Genomic DNA, 17,021 nt, shown 5'->3' with positions numbered 1-17,021 from the left:
TGGACGGTGAACGGTGGACGACGCCCCGACAACCGGGACAACCGGCTACAGCCGCACGGGCACCGCATGCCGGCGTCGGAGCTCGGACTTGTTGATCTTGCCGGTCGGCGTCGTCGGTAGCCTGTCGAGGATGGTGATCTCCTCGGGCTGCTTATAGGGTGCGAGTTTTGTACGGCACAACTCGTACAGTTCCTCGACGTCGACGGGTTCGTCGACGGAGACGTATGCCAGTCCCGCCTCACCGAAGCTGTAATCGGGTATCCCGATGACTGCCGCTGCCGTGACATGCAGATGGGAGGTGAGGAGGTTCTCGATCTCGGCGGGGTACACGCTGTACCCGCCGCGGACGTACATCTCCTTGCGACGGCCACGCAACACGAGGTGGCCGTCGTCGCGCTGCGCGACGATGTCACCGGTACGTACCCACCCGTCGTCGCCGAAGGTTGCTGCGGTGGCATCGGGCCGCTGCCAGTATCCAGCGGCGGTGATGCTGCCGCTGATCAGGAGTTCGCCGTCGTCGCCGGGCGCAACGTCGTGGCCGTCGCCATCGATGACCCGCACCTCGGTGTCCCCGACGGGGACACCGAGCGTCGTGATCAGCGTGTCGAGGTCGTCGCCGGTCCCCGAGATCACGGCGCCGCCCGAGGTCTCCGACAGGCCGTACAGATTGGCCAGTCGTGCCGTCGGGAACGCTTCGGCCACTCGGGCACCCAGCGCCGGTTCGAGATTCGCGCCACCGACCACGCAGGTCCCTACTGCCGACCGGTCCGAGTCGGCGAACTTCGGGTGCGCCATCATCAGCTGATACATGGTCGGCACGCCAAGACAGACCGTGGCGCGATGGGTCAGCATCGCCTCCAGGGAATGCTGGGGATGGAACTCCGGCACCAGGATCAGCCGCGCGCCGATGGTCAGGGCGGCGACCACCGTGCAGGTCAGACCCCCGACATGGTTCATCGGCATGTGAGCGAGGAAGGCATCGTCGGCGGTGTGACCCAGGTGCTGCGCCTGCGCACGAGCTGAGGCGAGAATGCTTGCGTGCGTGAGCATGGCGCCCTTGGGGGCTCCGGTGGTACCGGAGGTGTAGAGCAGAAACGCGGGTGTCATCGGATGCACGGGGGCCCACTGCTGTTTGGTCTTCGGTGCGGCCGTGATCAGGTGATTCCAGGTGCGGCTGGTCGAGAATCCGCCGTCGCCGAGAAACACGAAATGCTTGACCCCGGGGAGTCGATTGCGGAAACGCTCGAGGAACCTCGCGAAGTCGAAGTCTCGGGTTCTGTCGGAGCAGATCAGCACCGATGCTCCGGACTCGTTGAGCATGAAGTCGAGCTCGCGTTCCCGGTACAGAACGTTGAGGGCCACCACCGTCGCACTGAGTCGGGTGGCGGCAATCAGGGTCAGGATCCATTCCGGACCGTTGGGCGCTGCGATCGCGATGCGATCACCACGGCTCACCCCGATGGTGTTGAGGCTTCGTGCGAGGCTGTCGGCGGCGTCGGCGACCTCGCGGTATGTCCAGGTGCGTTCGTTGGTCACCAGAAACGGCGCGTCTGGAGTGCGCTCGACGACGTCATCGAATACGGCAGGAATCGTCGGGGCCGTACTCATCGAACCGGTCATGCGCGAGCCTCTCCCAGCTGACGACGCCTGATACGTCCTATTTCCATACCTAATCAGGACCAGGGGCAACAGGCAATGGTGTGACGGCGTGCGCGGGGGTGCACCAGGCGGCACCCCCCACCCACTGACCGTCAGATCAGCGTCGCAGCAGCGTGAACACACCCCAGCCGAGGTGCTCCCGCATGCACCGCGAACAGCGTCCGGATTGCCGTCGAGGCAGCGGCGGATGGGCAGCCTTTGCGCTGCCGCGTGGCGATCCCAGCTGTTCCGGTCGGACGGGTTCATCTCGACAACGTCATACGCGAGGTCACCGAAGCGGCCCATCAGCTCGGGCAGCGGCAGAAGATCGACGACACTCGTTGCACCGCATCCCTGTGCGGTCTCGTCTCGCCTCGCACGATTGCCCTCACCACGCCGACGGTGGTAGCCGGGCTATCATGATCAGGTGGCGACTGCCACAGAAGTGTTCCTCCAGCCTCGGGGAGCGCCACAGCTGAACCGACATCGGCGGTAGGTGACTTTCTTGAGGTCCACGAAACATCAACGGTCGGCACCCTCCGACGTCGAACCACGGTCCGATCGTCGATCCACGGTGCGGCATGACCGTCCAGCCTGAGCGTCTTGAGCCGGTGGTGCTTGCCGGTGATCCGCCGGACGGCGAGAGCCTCGACTGCCTCAGGGCGTTGGTCGACGACGTTCCGGTGCCCGTGAACACCATCCTCGAGCATCTGTGTGAGCTGGGCCGCGCAACACGAGCACACGCGAATGAGGTCTCCCGCTGGTCGCTGCTCGCCACCGTGGCGGCAATCGATCTCACCGTCGCCCGAGTACTCGAACCACACCTTGACGCGCTCACGATCCTCGACGAGGCCCACTCCCCGGTGGCCCTCGATGCCGATGGCCTGCGCTGGGGTGTCTACGCTGCCGAAGGACCAGAACGCTTGTACGCGAATCATTCCGGCAATCGATGGGAGCTCTCCGGCATCAAGCCGTGGTGCTCTCTGGCGGACCGTCTCGACCGCGCGTTGGTCACGGCCTGGACCTCGCCCGACACGAGGCGGCTGTTTGCGATCGACCTGACCGATCCGCGAATCGCCGTCGGCACCGAAGCATGGGTGGCGCGAGGCCTCACCGCGGTGGCATCGCCGAGTATCCATTGTGAGTCAGCCGCGGCGATACCGGTGGGCGGGGATGGCTGGTACCTCACACGAGCCGGATTTGCGACCGGGGGGATTCGGGTCGCGGCGGTGTGGTTCGGCGGCGCGGTCGGCATCGGTAGAGTCCTCCGAAGACGCAGTGACCGTGACGATCTGGATCAGATAGGCAGGATGCATCTGGGCGCTGTCGACGAGGCACTGCATCGGGGCCGCTGCGTCTTGAACGACGCGGCGGCCCGTGTCGAAGCCGACGACACCGACGGTGCGGTACTGGCCTGGCATGTTCGCCGTGGGATGCGCGGTGTCGCCGAGGAGGTCATGACACGGGCCGCTCATGCGATGGGGCCCGGGCCTGCGGTACATGACGCCCGCTACGCGGCGCTGGTCGCAGATCTGAGCGTCTACCTGCAGCAGGAGCATGCCGACCGTGATGCCGCGGCGCTGGGGCAGGCGGTCGCCGACGGACGGGGCCTGGTGATATGACGACCGCCGAGGACTTTGATCCAGCGGACCCCGGGACGCTGGAAGTTCACTGGCGCAACCACTTTGCCTCGTCGTCGCAGCTGGTCCTCGATATCGAGAAATACCGGAATATGGTCGTGGTGGCCGCGCATCCCGACGACGAAGTCCTTGGTTGCGGTGGTCTCATCCACCGTGCCCTGAGCTCAGGAGCCACCGTCACCGTCATCCTGGCCACCTGGGGTGAGGCGTCGCATCCCAGTTCGAACACGATCAGTCCGGCGGCTCTGGGCCTGCGTCGACAGAACGAGATGCGCAGTGCTCTGGCAGCCCTTGAAAGTGACACGGGCGCAACGATCGATCTGACCGCACTCGGCTTTCCTGACGGACGCGTTGACGCGTATCGGGCAGACCTCACCGCGGCGATCGTCGACGCCGTCATGTGCATGGGCGGCAGCACCCTCATCGTGGCACCGTGGCGACACGACGGTCATCCCGATCACGTGGCGGCAGGCATGGCGGCCGCCGCCGCAGCGGCGCGTGCCGGGTGCGTGCTCGGCGAGTACCCGATCTGGTTCTGGCACTGGGGAACACCCGAACAACTGCCCCGTACCGGAGTGGCGATACATCGACTGTCGGCGGCAGAACACTCAGCAAAGCAATCGGGTATCTCCTGCCATGTCTCCCAAGTTCGGCGGCTCTCCGACGAGCCGGGCGATACTCCGATCCTTCCCGCTCACGTACTCGATCATTTCGACCGCGACTTCGAGGTCGTCATCCTCGATCCGACGCCCACCGATGTCTCGGCCTTCGACGAGTTGCATCGTCGGCACCGGGATCCATGGCGGGTGTCCTCCGGTTACGAAGTCGCCAAACGCCGTGCCACCCTGGCCTTGCTCGACGACCTGCCACGACCCCACCGCGTCCTCGAAATCGGCTGTTCGGTGGGAGCGTTGGCGGGAGACCTGGCCGACATGTGCGATTATGTCGATGCCATCGATCCTGCGCCGGCCGCCGTCGAGGCAGCCCGTCGACGTACTTCCGAGCACCGAAACGTCACCGTCTCGGAGGGATGGGCACCCGATCATCTCCCGACGGGCCCCTACGATCTCGTGGTCCTGTCCGAAGTGGGCTACTACCTGAGTGCGTCACAGCTCGCGCGGACGTTGTCTGTCATTCAGCAAATCCTCAGTCCTGGAGGATATCTCGTCGCCTGTCATTGGAGCCACCCGATCCGTGGGTGGCCCCTCGACGGTGCCGCCGTACACGCCGCCATCGACAGCACCTCCCATCTGGAGATCGTCGACGCAGCCCATGACCCCGACTATCTCCTCGGTCTCTGGCGGCACCGCTCCTCCCCGTCGTCGATGCCATGAACACCCAACTGACGCACATCCATGTTGTGGTGCCTGCCCGAAACGAGGAAGGTCTCATCGATCGCTGTCTGAGCATGATCGCGAGGTGTCGGGACGAACTCGTATCCAAGCGTGCTCCGATGGCCGTCAGTGTCACCGTGGTGCTCGATCGATGCGACGACGGGACTGCCGCGATCGCTCATCGACATGGTGCCCGGCTGGTGGAATGCGACGCCGGGACTGTCGGAGGGGCACGCCATCTCGGCGTCACCGCGGCGCTGGGCAGCGTCGGAGACAGCGAACTCGCCAATCACTGGATCGCGAATACCGACGCCGATTCTGCGGTCCCGCATGACTGGCTGATCGCGCATGCCGAACTCGCTTCGGCCGGTGCAGATCTTGTCGCGGGACTGGTCACGCCCGACGAAGCTCCCCTGACACCGCATCAGCGAACTCGCTGGCATCTCGCCCATCCGGTAGAGTCCGGGCACTCCCAGATCTACGGTGCCAACCTGGGCATTCGCGGCGACATCTACCGCGCGATCGGAGGTTTCGAACCACTGGCCACCGGCGAGGACCGGGCACTGGTTGCGGCGGCCGGCGTGCTCGGTGCGATCACGGTGGCCACCGCCCGCGGTATCGTCAGCACCTCCGCGCGTCGATATTCGCGCGCGCCCAACGGTTTTGCCGAATGGGTGCACAGCGCTTCGCGGTGACGGGTCGGCTTATCGTCGACGCAGTCCTACCGTCGTCGCATGTCGATCGGCAGGCCGTCGGCAGGGGTTGGGCCCGTTCCGTATTCGAGACTGAGTCGGTAATCGGCGGGGACCGACCATTCGAAGTTGAGCAGCAACTGATGCATGATCGACTTCACTTCCATGCCGCCGAAGTAGAGGCCGATGCACTTGTGGGCGCCGCCGCCGAAGGGTGACCACGCGAAGCGGTGCACCTTGTCTTCCCGGCGTTCGGCGGCGAAGCGTTCCGGATCCCAGACGGTTGGATTGGGCCACCATTCCTCGCGAAGCATCGTCGCCCACGGGTGGATCGCGATGACGGTACCGGCGGGGACGAAGTGGCCGAGGATGTCGGTGTCGGTGATGGTCTTGCGGAAGAGCATGCCGACGGGCGCATTGATGCGCAGGGTCTCCTTGAACGCGAGGTCGAGGCTGGGCAGCTTGTCCTGGTCGTCGTAGTCGAGGGTTGCCTTGCCCAACGCCAGCGACTCATCCCGAAGTCGTTGCTGCCATTGAGGATTGCGCCCCAGATAGTGCGCCATCATCGACAGGGCGATGGTCGAGGTGTCGTGTGCGGCCATCATGACGAAGATCATGTGGTTGACGACGTCCTCATCGGTGAAGGTATTGCCCTCGTCGTCCTCGCTGTGGCACAGCACGCTGAACAGATCGTCGCCGGGATCGCTTCGGCGCGAGCCGATCTCGGACCGGAAGTACTCCTGCAGGGTCTCACGACCGCGGAGGCCGCGGGCCCAGGTGAAGTTGCCGACGTCTGCCCGGATGATCGCCTGCCCGCCGCGTACGGCGGCCTCGAAGGCGACTTCGAGGCGCCGGTTCTCGGCCCCCTCGAGGGTCGATCCGACGAACACCTCCGACGCCAGCGAGAGCAGCAGCTCCTTGGTTTGTGTGTACATCGGAAATCCTTGACCCACATCCCAATTGGCGAGCGTCTTCTCGATGTGCGGGGTCATCAGATCGAGGTAGCCCAGCAATCGCGGCTTGGCGAAGGCTTGCTGGAGAATACGGCGATGATGCATGTGCTCGCCGAAATCCATGAGCATGATGCCGCGACGGAAGAACGGGCCGATCATCGGTTCCCAGCCCTGCTCACTGGAGAACGCCTTCTCCCGGTTCATCCATGCACATTCCACGGCCTCGGGTCCGACCAGGGTGACGATGTTGTCCTGCAGCGAGCCCGACCACGACACCGGGCCGTACTTCTCGAAGCGCTCCATCGCGCTGGCGAGCGGGTCGGCGAGCATGTCGACGGTGTGGCCGAGGAACGGGATGCCTGCGTCACCCATCACCGGCTTGAGGCCGGAGTCGGCCGGTGGCTCGGCGAGCGGCTTGGCCGGATCGGGGTAGTAGGAGGTGGCCTTGTTGAAGGCGTGCTGGAATCGTTTGGCCATCACCGTCGACATCGTCAAATCCTCCGGCTCCTCGGTTGGCTCGGTCGGCGGGAACTCCGCCGGAGCTTAGACACAAACTGCATTAAGTGTGTCAATGAGGCTGAGTGTACCGCGCGGTGTGGCCGACGTCACGCCCGTGTTTTCCGGGGTTCGGTGTCGACTAACGCCCGGCGATGCCACTGTCCACGACCCGGGGAACACGCCCGAAGACGAGGCCGTCGTTGACCTTGTCGAAACGGTGCTCGAGCAGGTCGCGGTAGTAGTTGTGCCGCACCTGCCACCGACCGCGGGTACCCGACTTCGGATGCGCCTCGGGGCTGCGCCGGACGTAGTTGGCCTCGAGGTCCCACACCGACTTGCTGGGCATCGACTGGCTGCCCAGATGCGGGTACGCGTGGGTGTAGCCGCGGTCTCGCATGTACTCCACCAACTGGGCGATCGACTGTGCCGTCAGGTCCGACCGCAACGTCCACGACGCATTGGTGTAGCCCAGTGACCAGGCGATGTTCGGGACATCCTCGAGTAGATGGCTCTTGAACAGGAACCGGTCATGAGGCTTGATCTCGTCACCGTCGACACGAATGACGACCCCGCCGAAGGCCTGCAACGTCAGGCCTGTCGCGGTGACGACGATGTCGGCGTCGAGATGGCGACCCGAGGTCAGAGCGATGCCGGTGCGCTCGAAGTGATCGATCGTGTCGGTGACCATGTCCACCGAACCGTCGGAGATGGCCGCGAACAGGTCACCGTCGGGCACCATGCACATCCGCTGATCCCACGGGTCGTAATCGGGGTTGAAATGCACGTCGACGGGATAGCCCTCGGGAAGTTCCTTGACGACCCCCGCGCGGATCATCTTCCGGCCGAAGTTCGGGAACCGGTGAGTGGCGTGCACCAGCGCGGCGGTCTGCAACGCGTAGCGCGACCGCACGACGCGGTGCGCGGCGTTCTCCGGCAGGAGTTTGCGGACCAACGGGGCAAAGTACTGCTTCTGCGGTGAGGAGTAGATGTAGGACGGCGATCGCTGCAACATCGTCACGTGTGACGCGGTTCGGGCCAGCGCGGGGATCAGGCTGACCGCAGTCGCGCCGCTGCCGATGACCACGATCGGTTTCCCGGAGTAGTCGAGATCCTCCGGCCAATGTTGCGGATGAACCACCCGGCCGGTGAAGTCGCCGATCCCGGCGAAGGTCGGAGTGTAGGGGTGGTCGTAGTCGTAGTAACCGGTCGCAAACGCGAGAAACCCGCATCGATGCTTCTCGTCGCCGGCATCGGAGGTGACCGTCAGCGTCCAGGTGTCGGTGGCCGAATCCCAGTCCGCGGAGGTGACGCGGCGACCGAACCGGATGTGGTCATCGATGCCATGAGTGTGCGCGGTGTGGGCGATGTAGCTGCGGATGTGCTCGCCGTCGGCGAGTGCCTCGGGACGCCGCCACGGTTCGAACGGGTAACTGAGAGAGAAGATGTCGCTGTCGGAACGCACCCCTGGATAGCGGAACAGGTCCCACGTACCGCCGATCCGCTCGCGGCGTTCGAGGATGGCGTAGGTGACCTCGGGGTTGCGCTCCCGTAGTCGGTAGGCGATATCGATCCCGGAAAGGCCCGCGCCGATGATGACGACGTCTGTGCGGATTTCGGTGGGGTTGTCCTCGGCAGCGTCGCTCATACTGACCCGTCTCCTTCGCGTGTGGCTCCCTCGTATGGTTGACACGCGGACACGGTGTACGCAGGCGTTCGCCGAAATCAGCTCATCCGCGGGCGAGATGGAACCTCAGCAACACTGCCCGACCGTTGATGGTGTCGCCCCAGTACCCGCCCCGCCCGTCGGGTGTCAGTTCATCCCGGACGAAGCCGATCGACGTCCCGCTGTAGTCCACGACGATCACCGGTGCATTGTTCAGTACCGAACGGCCGGGGTATGCGCGCCCGGGGAACGCCCACCCGATCGCGGTGTTGTTGATGACGGCACCACCGGTGAAGCGTTTGCCGTACCAGACCGTATTACCGGGCGGAAAGCTCGTGACGTTGCCGGCGTAGTACCCGCTCGGCATCGGCAATGCCGCTGCGGCAGGCGATGCGACCGACAGGCCGATGGCGACGGCGGCGGTGGAGATGATGATGGCGACGAACGCGCGAATACTGGTGCGGTACATGATGACTCCTCACCGGGGGTGGTGCCCGGAATCAGATGGTTGTCCGACCCTGCCTTCTACGATGGCACAGAATCGCTGACGCCGAGAGTCTTTCGGAGCGAACCCGGACCTGCGCCGACGCCGCCGGACCTACGCCGACGCCGAACCGGCGTCGGCGGTGAACAGATTGATGCGATATCCGGTGACCATCGGTGTCCACCCGATGGCCCGCATGCCGTAGCGGTAGATCGCCGGCCAGGTGCGGGCCACGGTCGGTTGTGGCTGGGCGAGCGTTCTCGATTCGACGAGCCGTAGACCGTAGGGCTCCAGGGTCCTGGGATCGTCGCAGATCCATTTCATCCGCGCCGGAACGGCTTTGAACACCGGATTGCGATCCTGGCTCTTCATCATCAGCGAGCCGCCGGTATCGAAAGCGATCGGCGAACCTGGGAAAGCTGTTGCCAGGGAGCGCAGTTCGTCGACGACTTCGGACTCGTCGAAGTACAGCAGTACCGCCTCGGTGACCAGCATGATCGGTCCGCCACGTTCGGTGACGATGGCGTGCCAGGCGTCGTCGAACAGCGATGCCGCGACCATCGTGTAGCGGTCGGAATCATCGAAGAACCGGCGGCGCAACGACATCGTGTCGTCGACGTCGAGATCGAACCAGCGCACCCGCCCGTTGTCGAGGCGGTCGAACCGGGTCGACAGTCCGCATCCGAGATCGACGACGGTGCCCTCGGGGTGTTCGGCGAGGAAATCGCGAATGTAGCCGTCGAAGATGTCGGCACGTAGGACCGCCCCGGCGAGCGACGGGCCGCGAAACTTGGCGAAGTCGTAGTCGATGGCGTCGACGAGTTCGATCGCTTTTCGGTCACCGAGGATGCCGCCACCGGATCGACGGGCGTCCTTGGCCCGCCCGTACAGCGGGATGAGAAGGGTTTCCTGGATGTCGCCGAGGTCGGGGGGTGCCACGCCGCCCAGCCTAATTTAGGGTTACCTAATTAGCCAGGGTATGGGGGCCTGATCTGATCGCTTCGTCCGCGGCCCGTGGTGGAATACGGCCGCCGAGGCGCAGGCCGTGGACCGTATGCACCGCATCGGGCAGCACAGGTGTCACCGTCTATCGCCTGGTGTCGGCGGGAACCATCGAGGAACGGGTTGTCGAACTGCAGACCAAGAAGCGTGCGCTGTTCTCCGCAGTGGTCGACGACGGCGACATGTTCGGCGCTGCCCTCACCGCGAGTGACATCCGCGAGATTCTGGGCGGGGATCGGTGATCCGCGGTGCGGGCGACCGGAGCAATGCCGCACCACTGGGTGATCCGCCCGGCCGTGCCCGATGACGCCGATGAGTTCATCGCGACCGTCGGCGGGCGCGTGGCCATCGCGTTGTACGAGAAGTTCGGCTGCGTAGCCGAAGGCCGCCTGTATCGGCACTACCGGCGACGCAGCGGCGAACTGTGGGATGCCATCGTGATGGGCCTGATCCTCGACACCACCTCGCCCGGCTCGCCCTACACGTGAGGCGTCATCGTCGGCACCGACCCGCCGAGGCCGACGGTAAATGCGTGGACGGCACCCCGCAGCGGCGGTACCCTGGGCGCGTTTGGTGGGAACAATCTCACCAATGACTGAGCGCAGCACAATGCGAGCATCACTGGAAGGAGGTGGCACGAATGACCGCCAACGAATCACGGCGACGCGCTGATCGCGGATTCGGTTGTCGGCGTGAGCTATCGACGTATCGCACGTTCGATCAGCAGCACGACCCAGCACCCATTCACAGTCTGTTCATCCACTGTGCCACCGGAGTAGGCCTGCTCGAAGGCTGACCTCCCGACGGTGGTGCATGGCGGGTTCGTAGGACACGAATCCGCCCCACCGAAGAGGAGTGGCCATGACGACCATCTTCGTCACCAACGCGAGCCTGCAGATACTCGCCCGCGTCACCTGGCGTCGCGCGGCGGTGCTGCTCACCACCGGTGTCGCCCGCAACGTCGAGGGCACACCGCTGGTTCGGGTGGTGCATTCACCGAGCATCAGCCAGCCGATCCACAAGGTCGTTGCGATCAAACGTGACGCCTACCGTCCGTTTGCGGGCAAGTCGATGGATTCCTACGCATCCGGCGCCACCATCCTGCGTCGCGACCAGTGGATCTGCGCCTACTGCGAGGGGCCGGCCGACACCGTCGACCACATCGTTCCCCAATCACGGGGTGGCCGATCGACTTTCGGCAACCAGGTGGCGGCGTGCAAGTCCTGCAACGGATTCAAGGCCGACCGCACCCCGCGGGAAGCCGCGATGTCCTTGCGCCACGCACCCTTCGTCCACGACCCGTGGGCGCAGGACCAGAAGGAGGTCTGGGAGCTCTTCGCTCTCGGATACGCGATCGAGTAGCCGCAGGGAGCGGCTCACGGAAGGAGGCCGCCGATGACCACGATGGATCAGCGGCCTCCGACCGTCCTGCCCCCGACCGACCTGCTCGGCGCGCACCACCCCGGCGACCCCGACTGGCGTCGTGCCCGGTGCGCGGCGGCATGGGAGGACCCGGAGGACTGGTTTCCGTTCCCCACCGACGATTTCACCCATGCCGCGCAGGTCTGCGCCGGCTGCCCCATCCGTCCCGACTGCGAGGCGCACGGCCGTGCCCACCGCATGAGCGGTGTGTGGGGTGGGGTGCGGTTGGAGAACGGCCGACAGCGGTGAACGACACCGGTGAGCAAGGACGGGCGTGGCGACCACCGATCGCCACGCCCGTCGACTCGTCGATCCGCGTCTGATCTGAGGACTTCTCAGGTCAGCGGCACGTCGATGATCGGGCGGTGCACGCCGGCACCGGGACCGTCGAAATGCCACCACTCGCCGCTGTACACCGACAGTCCACCCGCGGCCATGGCGTCGCGTAACCGTGCTCGCGACCGCTGCGCCGCCGGCGACACGCCCTCGGTCGCGAATGCCGTCGCGGCTGGCGTGAAGGAATCGAAATCGGTGCCCATGTCGACGAGGCAGTGGCCGTCGACGCGGCGATCCGCCGGGCAGTCCGAGCGTCGTGTCGCGAGGGTGACGTCCACCGACCGGCCGGATTCGTGACTGCGTGAATACGGTCCGGGCGCGGCCACCCATGCCGGGTTCGGCACCTCCTGGAACATGGTCACCTGCACCGAATGGGGGCGGTAGCAGTCCCAGAAGACCAGCGTCTCGCCTGAGGTGCGCAGCCGCGCGGCGGCCGCGCGGAGACCGGCGGCGAGTGACTCGTGGATCAGACACCGGGCGTTCGCCGGATAGAGCCGCACGCCGACGAAGTTGTTCGTGGTGGCATAGCGGAGGTCGATGACGGCATCGGGGACCACGGTCCGCACGTCGACGAAACCGACCGCGCGGGCGGCCTCGGAGATCGGCGGCAGGGGCACCGGCGTGGCGGCGTGTGTCGCGGCAACCGACGCCGGGGCGGTGGTCCGCGTCGGCGACCGCGTGGGGTCTGCGGCGGCCGGGCCGTTGCCGGCCTGCGCCGAACAAGCCACGGTCAGTGCGACGACGAGCGCCCCGGTGAGGGTGGGCAGCCCCCGGATGACCCGTCGGTATCGGTTCACCTGTGTGTTTGTAGCACGTGCCGCCGAGGTGGACGCGATCCTCGACGCTTCCGCTGCCGACGGCGGCTCGGTGGGTGATGATCACTTGCATGTGTTCACCCGGTCCGGCGGTACGTCGGTGTGTCCTCGTCGTTGTGATGGTGTGGGCGGTCGCGACGGCCGTTCTCACCGCGCCGCCCGCGTCGGCCGCACCACCGGAGCTGCCCACCTCCGACCCGTTCTACATTGCCGGCGCCGGGTTGCCGGGTGCCGCACCCGGCACGGTCCTGCGGTCGCGGGACGTGCAACTCGGCCTTCGCGGACAGGGGCTGCCCGCGACGGCCACGCAACTGCTCTACCGCACCACCGACCAGTTCGGTGACCCCGCGGCGACGGTCACCACGGTGATCTCTCCGCCCGGCGTCGCCGCCGGCGCACCGCGACGGCTCATCTCCTACCATGCCTTCTACGATGCGCTGGGCGCGCAGTGTGACCCGTCGTACTCGTTGCGCGGCGGCGACACCTCCAACGCATCCCTCGACGCGGTGATGATCAGCGGTCTCGTCACCGCCGGCTACACGGTGGCGGTACCCGACTACGAGGGGGAGAACCTGCGCTGGACGATGGGCCTGGAATCCGGTCACGCCGCACTCGACGGGGTGCGCGCCGCGCTGCGATATCTGAAGGCGCCCACCACTACTCCGGTCGGACTCTACGGGTACTCCGGCGGATCGATACCCACAGGATTCGGTGCCGAGATCGCACCACGGTACGCACCGGAACTGCACATCGTCGGCGCGGCCGCCGGTGGTGTGCTGGTGAATCCCGAGAACAACCTCGCCTACGTCGACGGCAGCCAGAAGTGGGCCGGAGTCATCCCCGCGTTGATGACGGTCTACAACGAGACCTTCGACCTCGGGCTGTCGAACTACCTCTCCCCCAAGGGGGTCCAGGTGCTGGGCGAGGTCCGTGGCGAGTGCATCATCGACTTCGCGTCGAAGTACCCAGGACTCACCGACGAGTCACTACTGAAGCCCGGCGTCGGCGGCCTCATCAATGTGCCCGGCATGCGGGCCGCGGTCCGGCAGAACGTCATGGGATCGATGGGCACACCCCGGTCACCAATGTTCCTCGGAATCGGCAAGTCCGACAACACCGGTGACGGAATCATGATCACCGGTGACGTGGCAGCCCTGGCCGCAGACTACTGCCGCCGTGGAGTTGCGACCACCTTCCGCACCTATCCGGGGCGCAGCCACACCGAGGCGATCGTGCCGTGGAGTGCGGATGCGGTCACCTTCCTCGCCGCGCGGTTCGCCGGGCAAACGGTGAATGGTTGCGGCTGAGCAGGGTTGGATGCGGTGGGTTCTTGCTGGCGCGGCATCTGCTCACTCGCGCTGTCATTGCAAAGACCGCGCGACCATGGGCGTGCCGCGCCGACGAGAAGCGCCCGCGTCCAGGGTCGGTCGTGCCCATTCGTCACTCCCGCCATCGCGTGATCTCCAACGCCGCGGCGATGTCGACGAGGTTGTCGGCCAGCGGGCGGGGGAGCAGTTCGTCGGCGCGGGCCAACCGCCGGATGATGGTGTTGCGGTGGGTGTACATGACCTCGGCTGTACGAGAAGTGTTGCACTGCAGGGTAATCCAGGTGCGGATGGTATCGACGAGTTCGTCGTCGGCGGTGGCCAGGGCGCCGAGGGTGTCGGCGACGAACTCGTTGCCGGCCGCCTCGTCGGTGGTCAACAGTGAGGCCAGCCGGATGTCGTCGTAGTGCACGATCTGGCGGCTCGCGCCGAGCCGGGCGTGGCGACGTTGGGTGCTCAGCGCCTGAAAGTGACTCGACCGGAACCCTTCCACGTCGGTTCCGGGACGTCCCACCGAGACCCGGATGTCGACGAAGCCCGACAGGTCGGGGCTGCCGATACCGTTGGTGGGCAACCACATCCACCACGACGACGCGCCCGCGACGATGGGCAGTGAGCGGCCGGTAGGAGTCGCCCGTGACAGTTCCTGCGCCGCCGCCTCGAGTTGCGTTGCGGCGCCGGGGGTGACGCTCCACAAGATCAGTGCGGTCTGTGGGCCCGACAGGCGGTAGCCGAGTTGCGACTCCGCCCGCGTGCGCGGGATGGGCGCGCCTTCCAGCACCAGCGACACCGCTTCCTGCCGCTGCGCGTGGGTGCCCCGGGCGAGTTCCTCCCGCTCGGCACGCATCTGTTCGCTCATCGCGGTGACGGTGTCGTCGATGAACGTGGAGATCGACAGCGAGGTGACGTCGAGCAGTTCCCGCAGTACCGCGGGATCGTCGGTGAGTCCGAAGCAGATGTCCATCCACATGCGCCACGCGGCGCTCTGCGCGGTGCGGAAGGCGTCGAGGGAGGATTCGTCGAGGCCGCGGCGGACCAGATCCCGCGCGGCGGTCATGATCTCCGGGGTGAGTTGGGCGGGGACGCGGTCGCCCGGGTGGTCGACGTTGTGTTGCGCCCACCGCATCGTGTTGGCCAGGTTGGTGCGTCGGGTGCCCTCGGCGAGGACCGGGTCGTCGGCGATCGCCTTCATCCGGACGCCGGACAGCGACGCGTCGTGCAGGAGGCTGACCCAATCCGCCGGCGGATCGGTGATCAGCAGGGATGCCTGACGAATCAGATCCCGAACCGCGGGCGATACCGGGGGCCAGTCAACGTCCATTGGTGCATTATGCCCTTCTGTTGGCCAGTAGTATGGGCACTATGTCCCTGGTGTGATCTGTGCTGCAGTCGCATGCTGGAATGTAACAACGCCGGGTGTCATATTCCTGGCCAGTGTGAGGAGTCAACAGGTGCCCCAGACAGCCCCCAGTGTCGATGTCGTCGACGTCCTGATCATCGGTGCCGGCATCTCCGGTATCGGTGCCGCCCATTACCTGACCAAGGAGGTGCCCACCAAGACCTTCGCGATCATCGAGGGCCGCGACGTCCCGGGTGGTACCTGGGACCTGTTCAAGTACCCGGGCATCCGGTCGGACTCCGATCTGCACACCTTCGGTTTCGCGTTCAAGCCGTGGACCGACAAGCAGTCCATCGCCGACGCGAACCGTATCCTCGACTACCTGCACGAGGCCATCGACGAGGACGGCCTCGGCGACAAGATCCGCTACCACCACAAGGTGATCTCGGCGTCGTGGTCGTCGCAGGAATGCCTGTGGACGGTCGAGATCGACCGCACCGACACCGGTGAGCGGATCCAGATGAAGGCGAACTGGCTGTTCTCCGGTGCCGGCTACTACAACTACGACGAGGGTTTCACCCCGCAGTTCGAGGGCGTGGAGCGGTTCACCGGCGCCGGGAGCGAAGCGAGCGGGCCGAATGGGCACGGTGCCGGCGGTCAGGTCATCCATCCGCAGCACTGGCCGGAGGATCTCGACTACGCCGGCAAGAAGGTCGTGGTGATCGGTTCGGGCGCGACCGCGGTGACCCTGCTGCCGGCGATGGCCGACAAGGCCGGTCACATCACGATGCTGCAGCGGACGCCGACCTACATCGTTCCGCTACCCAAGCATGACCCGGTGGCCAACATCGGTCGTGCGGTGCTGGGTGACGAGCGCGGCTACGCGCTGGCGCGGGCGAAGAACATCGCGCAGCAGCGCCTGCTGTACGAGGCCTGCCAACGGTTCCCGAAGGCATCGCGCAAGGTCATCCGGGCCATCAACAAGAAGTTGCTGCCGGAGGGCTTCGACGTCGACAAGCACTTCAACCCGCCCTACAACCCGTGGGATCAGCGCCTGTGCGCGGTGCCCGACGGCGACCTGTTCCGCTCGATCCGTGAGGGCAAGGCGTCGGTCGTCACCGACCGCATCGCCACCTTCACCGAGAAGGGCATCCTGCTCGAGAGCGGGCAGGAGCTCGAGGCCGACATCGTCGTCACCGCCACCGGACTCAACCTGCAGCTGTTCGGCGGGGTGGGTCTGAGCGTCGACGGTGAGCCCGTCGAGATGTCGAAGACCATCTGCTACCGCGGTTTCATGCTCAGCGGAATCCCGAATTTCGCTCTGGCCATCGGGTATACGAACTCGTCGTGGACCCTCAAGGTGGGTCTGCTGTGCGAGCACTTCTGCCGGTTGCTCGCCTACATGGACGCCCGCGGTTACCCGGCCGTGCGGCCCGTCGCCGACCCGAACATGGACACGCGACCGCTGCTGGACTTCGGCGCCGGATACGTGCAGCGGTCGCTGGCCAACCTGCCCAAGCAGGGTGTCGAAGAACCGTGGTCGATGTCGATGAGCTACTACAAGGACCGCAAGTCGTTCGCGATGGACGTCGCAGACCCGCACCTGGACTTCACCCGGACCAAGCCGGTCGCCGCCGCCGCGTCGTCGGACGCACTGGAGTCGGCCAGCGCCTGAGTGGTATCCAGACGAGCCCTCCCCGGCCGGTGGTCGGGGAGGGCTCGTCGGTTTTGGTGATTGGGCCGACAACTCGCTCGTTGGTCGAGACATCCCAGGGCGTTAAGTTGTCAAGCTGCGGCTTCGGGCGTTTGGTCTTTCCATGCGATTTCGGGGTCGTAGGGGACTCCGCGGACCAGGCAGCCGTGCAGGATGCCGACGAGTC

Annotated in this window: 15 protein-coding genes and 1 pseudogene; 9 read left to right on the top strand and 7 right to left on the bottom strand. The window is 65.9% G+C overall.

Annotated features, from left to right (window positions below):
* Positions 1 to 45 precede the first annotated feature (45 nt).
* Positions 46 to 1,608: a class I adenylate-forming enzyme family protein gene (locus ABLE94_RS19855; protein WP_348805729.1), complete on the bottom strand. Its 1,563-nt coding sequence runs from the start codon at positions 1,606 to 1,608 to the stop codon at positions 46 to 48.
* Between the two features lie 611 nt (positions 1,609 to 2,219).
* Between ABLE94_RS19855 and ABLE94_RS19850 the strand changes: the two genes are divergently transcribed.
* From ABLE94_RS19850 to ABLE94_RS19840, 3 genes are read left to right on the top strand one after another with little or no spacing between them, the layout of a single operon-like run.
* On the top strand, positions 2,220 to 3,260 hold the full coding sequence (locus ABLE94_RS19850) for an acyl-CoA dehydrogenase family protein (protein ID WP_348805728.1): 1,041 nt from the start codon (positions 2,220 to 2,222) through the stop codon (positions 3,258 to 3,260).
* Positions 3,257 to 4,612 carry a PIG-L family deacetylase gene (locus ABLE94_RS19845; RefSeq protein WP_348805727.1) on the top strand — a complete coding sequence of 452 codons (1,356 nt, stop codon included), beginning with the start codon at positions 3,257 to 3,259 and terminating at the stop codon, positions 4,610 to 4,612. The genes ABLE94_RS19850 and ABLE94_RS19845 overlap by 4 nt, the downstream gene beginning before the upstream one ends.
* Complete coding sequence (locus ABLE94_RS19840; protein ID WP_348805725.1) at positions 4,609 to 5,307, top strand: glycosyltransferase family 2 protein; 699 nt, start codon at positions 4,609 to 4,611, stop codon at positions 5,305 to 5,307. The genes ABLE94_RS19845 and ABLE94_RS19840 overlap by 4 nt, the downstream gene beginning before the upstream one ends.
* A 26-nt stretch (positions 5,308 to 5,333) precedes the next feature.
* Here the strand turns inward: ABLE94_RS19840 and ABLE94_RS19835 are convergent, their stop codons facing one another.
* From ABLE94_RS19835 to ABLE94_RS19820, 4 genes are all read right to left on the bottom strand, one after another.
* Positions 5,334 to 6,734 (bottom strand): cytochrome P450, encoded by a 1,401-nt coding sequence (locus ABLE94_RS19835; RefSeq protein ID WP_348805774.1) that lies wholly within the window; start codon positions 6,732 to 6,734, stop codon positions 5,334 to 5,336.
* A gap of 160 nt (positions 6,735 to 6,894) precedes the next feature.
* Complete coding sequence (locus ABLE94_RS19830) at positions 6,895 to 8,400, bottom strand: flavin-containing monooxygenase (RefSeq protein ID WP_348805724.1); 1,506 nt, start codon at positions 8,398 to 8,400, stop codon at positions 6,895 to 6,897.
* A gap of 82 nt (positions 8,401 to 8,482) precedes the next feature.
* Positions 8,483 to 8,887, bottom strand: a complete 405-nt coding sequence (locus ABLE94_RS19825; RefSeq protein ID WP_348805723.1) for a hypothetical protein — start codon at positions 8,885 to 8,887, stop codon at positions 8,483 to 8,485.
* A gap of 129 nt (positions 8,888 to 9,016) precedes the next feature.
* The gene (locus ABLE94_RS19820) at positions 9,017 to 9,841 is read right to left on the bottom strand and encodes a class I SAM-dependent methyltransferase (protein ID WP_348805722.1); all 825 of its coding nucleotides are present in this window, start codon (positions 9,839 to 9,841) and stop codon (positions 9,017 to 9,019) included.
* 61 nt (positions 9,842 to 9,902) lie between these two features.
* Here ABLE94_RS19820 and ABLE94_RS26475 point away from each other — a divergent pair.
* The 4 genes and pseudogenes from ABLE94_RS26475 to ABLE94_RS19800 form a co-directional block, all read left to right on the top strand.
* Positions 9,903 to 10,146: pseudogene (locus ABLE94_RS26475) on the top strand (hypothetical protein); the annotation flags it as partial.
* A 24-nt stretch (positions 10,147 to 10,170) separates the two neighbouring features.
* Positions 10,171 to 10,392, top strand: a complete 222-nt coding sequence (locus tag ABLE94_RS19810; protein WP_348805720.1) for a GNAT family N-acetyltransferase — start codon at positions 10,171 to 10,173, stop codon at positions 10,390 to 10,392.
* Between the two features lie 373 nt (positions 10,393 to 10,765).
* Positions 10,766 to 11,266 carry an HNH endonuclease gene (locus ABLE94_RS19805; protein ID WP_348805719.1) on the top strand — a complete coding sequence of 167 codons (501 nt, stop codon included), beginning with the start codon at positions 10,766 to 10,768 and terminating at the stop codon, positions 11,264 to 11,266.
* A gap of 33 nt (positions 11,267 to 11,299) precedes the next feature.
* Positions 11,300 to 11,575, top strand: a complete 276-nt coding sequence (locus tag ABLE94_RS19800; protein WP_348805718.1) for a WhiB family transcriptional regulator — start codon at positions 11,300 to 11,302, stop codon at positions 11,573 to 11,575.
* A gap of 86 nt (positions 11,576 to 11,661) precedes the next feature.
* Here the strand turns inward: ABLE94_RS19800 and ABLE94_RS19795 are convergent, their stop codons facing one another.
* On the bottom strand, positions 11,662 to 12,459 hold the full coding sequence (locus ABLE94_RS19795) for a M15 family metallopeptidase (protein ID WP_348805717.1): 798 nt from the start codon (positions 12,457 to 12,459) through the stop codon (positions 11,662 to 11,664).
* A gap of 137 nt (positions 12,460 to 12,596) precedes the next feature.
* On the opposite strand from ABLE94_RS19795, the gene ABLE94_RS19790 reads away from it, so the two are divergent.
* Positions 12,597 to 13,784 carry a lipase family protein gene (locus tag ABLE94_RS19790; protein ID WP_348805773.1) on the top strand — a complete coding sequence of 396 codons (1,188 nt, stop codon included), beginning with the start codon at positions 12,597 to 12,599 and terminating at the stop codon, positions 13,782 to 13,784.
* A gap of 133 nt (positions 13,785 to 13,917) precedes the next feature.
* Here the strand turns inward: ABLE94_RS19790 and ABLE94_RS19785 are convergent, their stop codons facing one another.
* Complete coding sequence (locus ABLE94_RS19785; protein ID WP_348805716.1) at positions 13,918 to 15,123, bottom strand: PucR family transcriptional regulator; 1,206 nt, start codon at positions 15,121 to 15,123, stop codon at positions 13,918 to 13,920.
* Positions 15,124 to 15,253: 130 nt separating this feature from the next.
* Here ABLE94_RS19785 and ABLE94_RS19780 point away from each other — a divergent pair, with 130 nt between their 5' ends.
* The gene (locus ABLE94_RS19780) at positions 15,254 to 16,816 is read left to right on the top strand and encodes a flavin-containing monooxygenase (protein ID WP_348805715.1); all 1,563 of its coding nucleotides are present in this window, start codon (positions 15,254 to 15,256) and stop codon (positions 16,814 to 16,816) included.
* Positions 16,817 to 17,021: the final 205 nt, after the last annotated feature.

Origin of the sequence: Gordonia sp. VNK1, assembly GCF_040049135.1 — a bacterium.
Lineage (GTDB): Bacteria > Actinomycetota > Actinomycetes > Mycobacteriales > Mycobacteriaceae > Gordonia > Gordonia oleivorans.
This window is presented reverse-complemented; position numbering and strand designations above follow the sequence as displayed.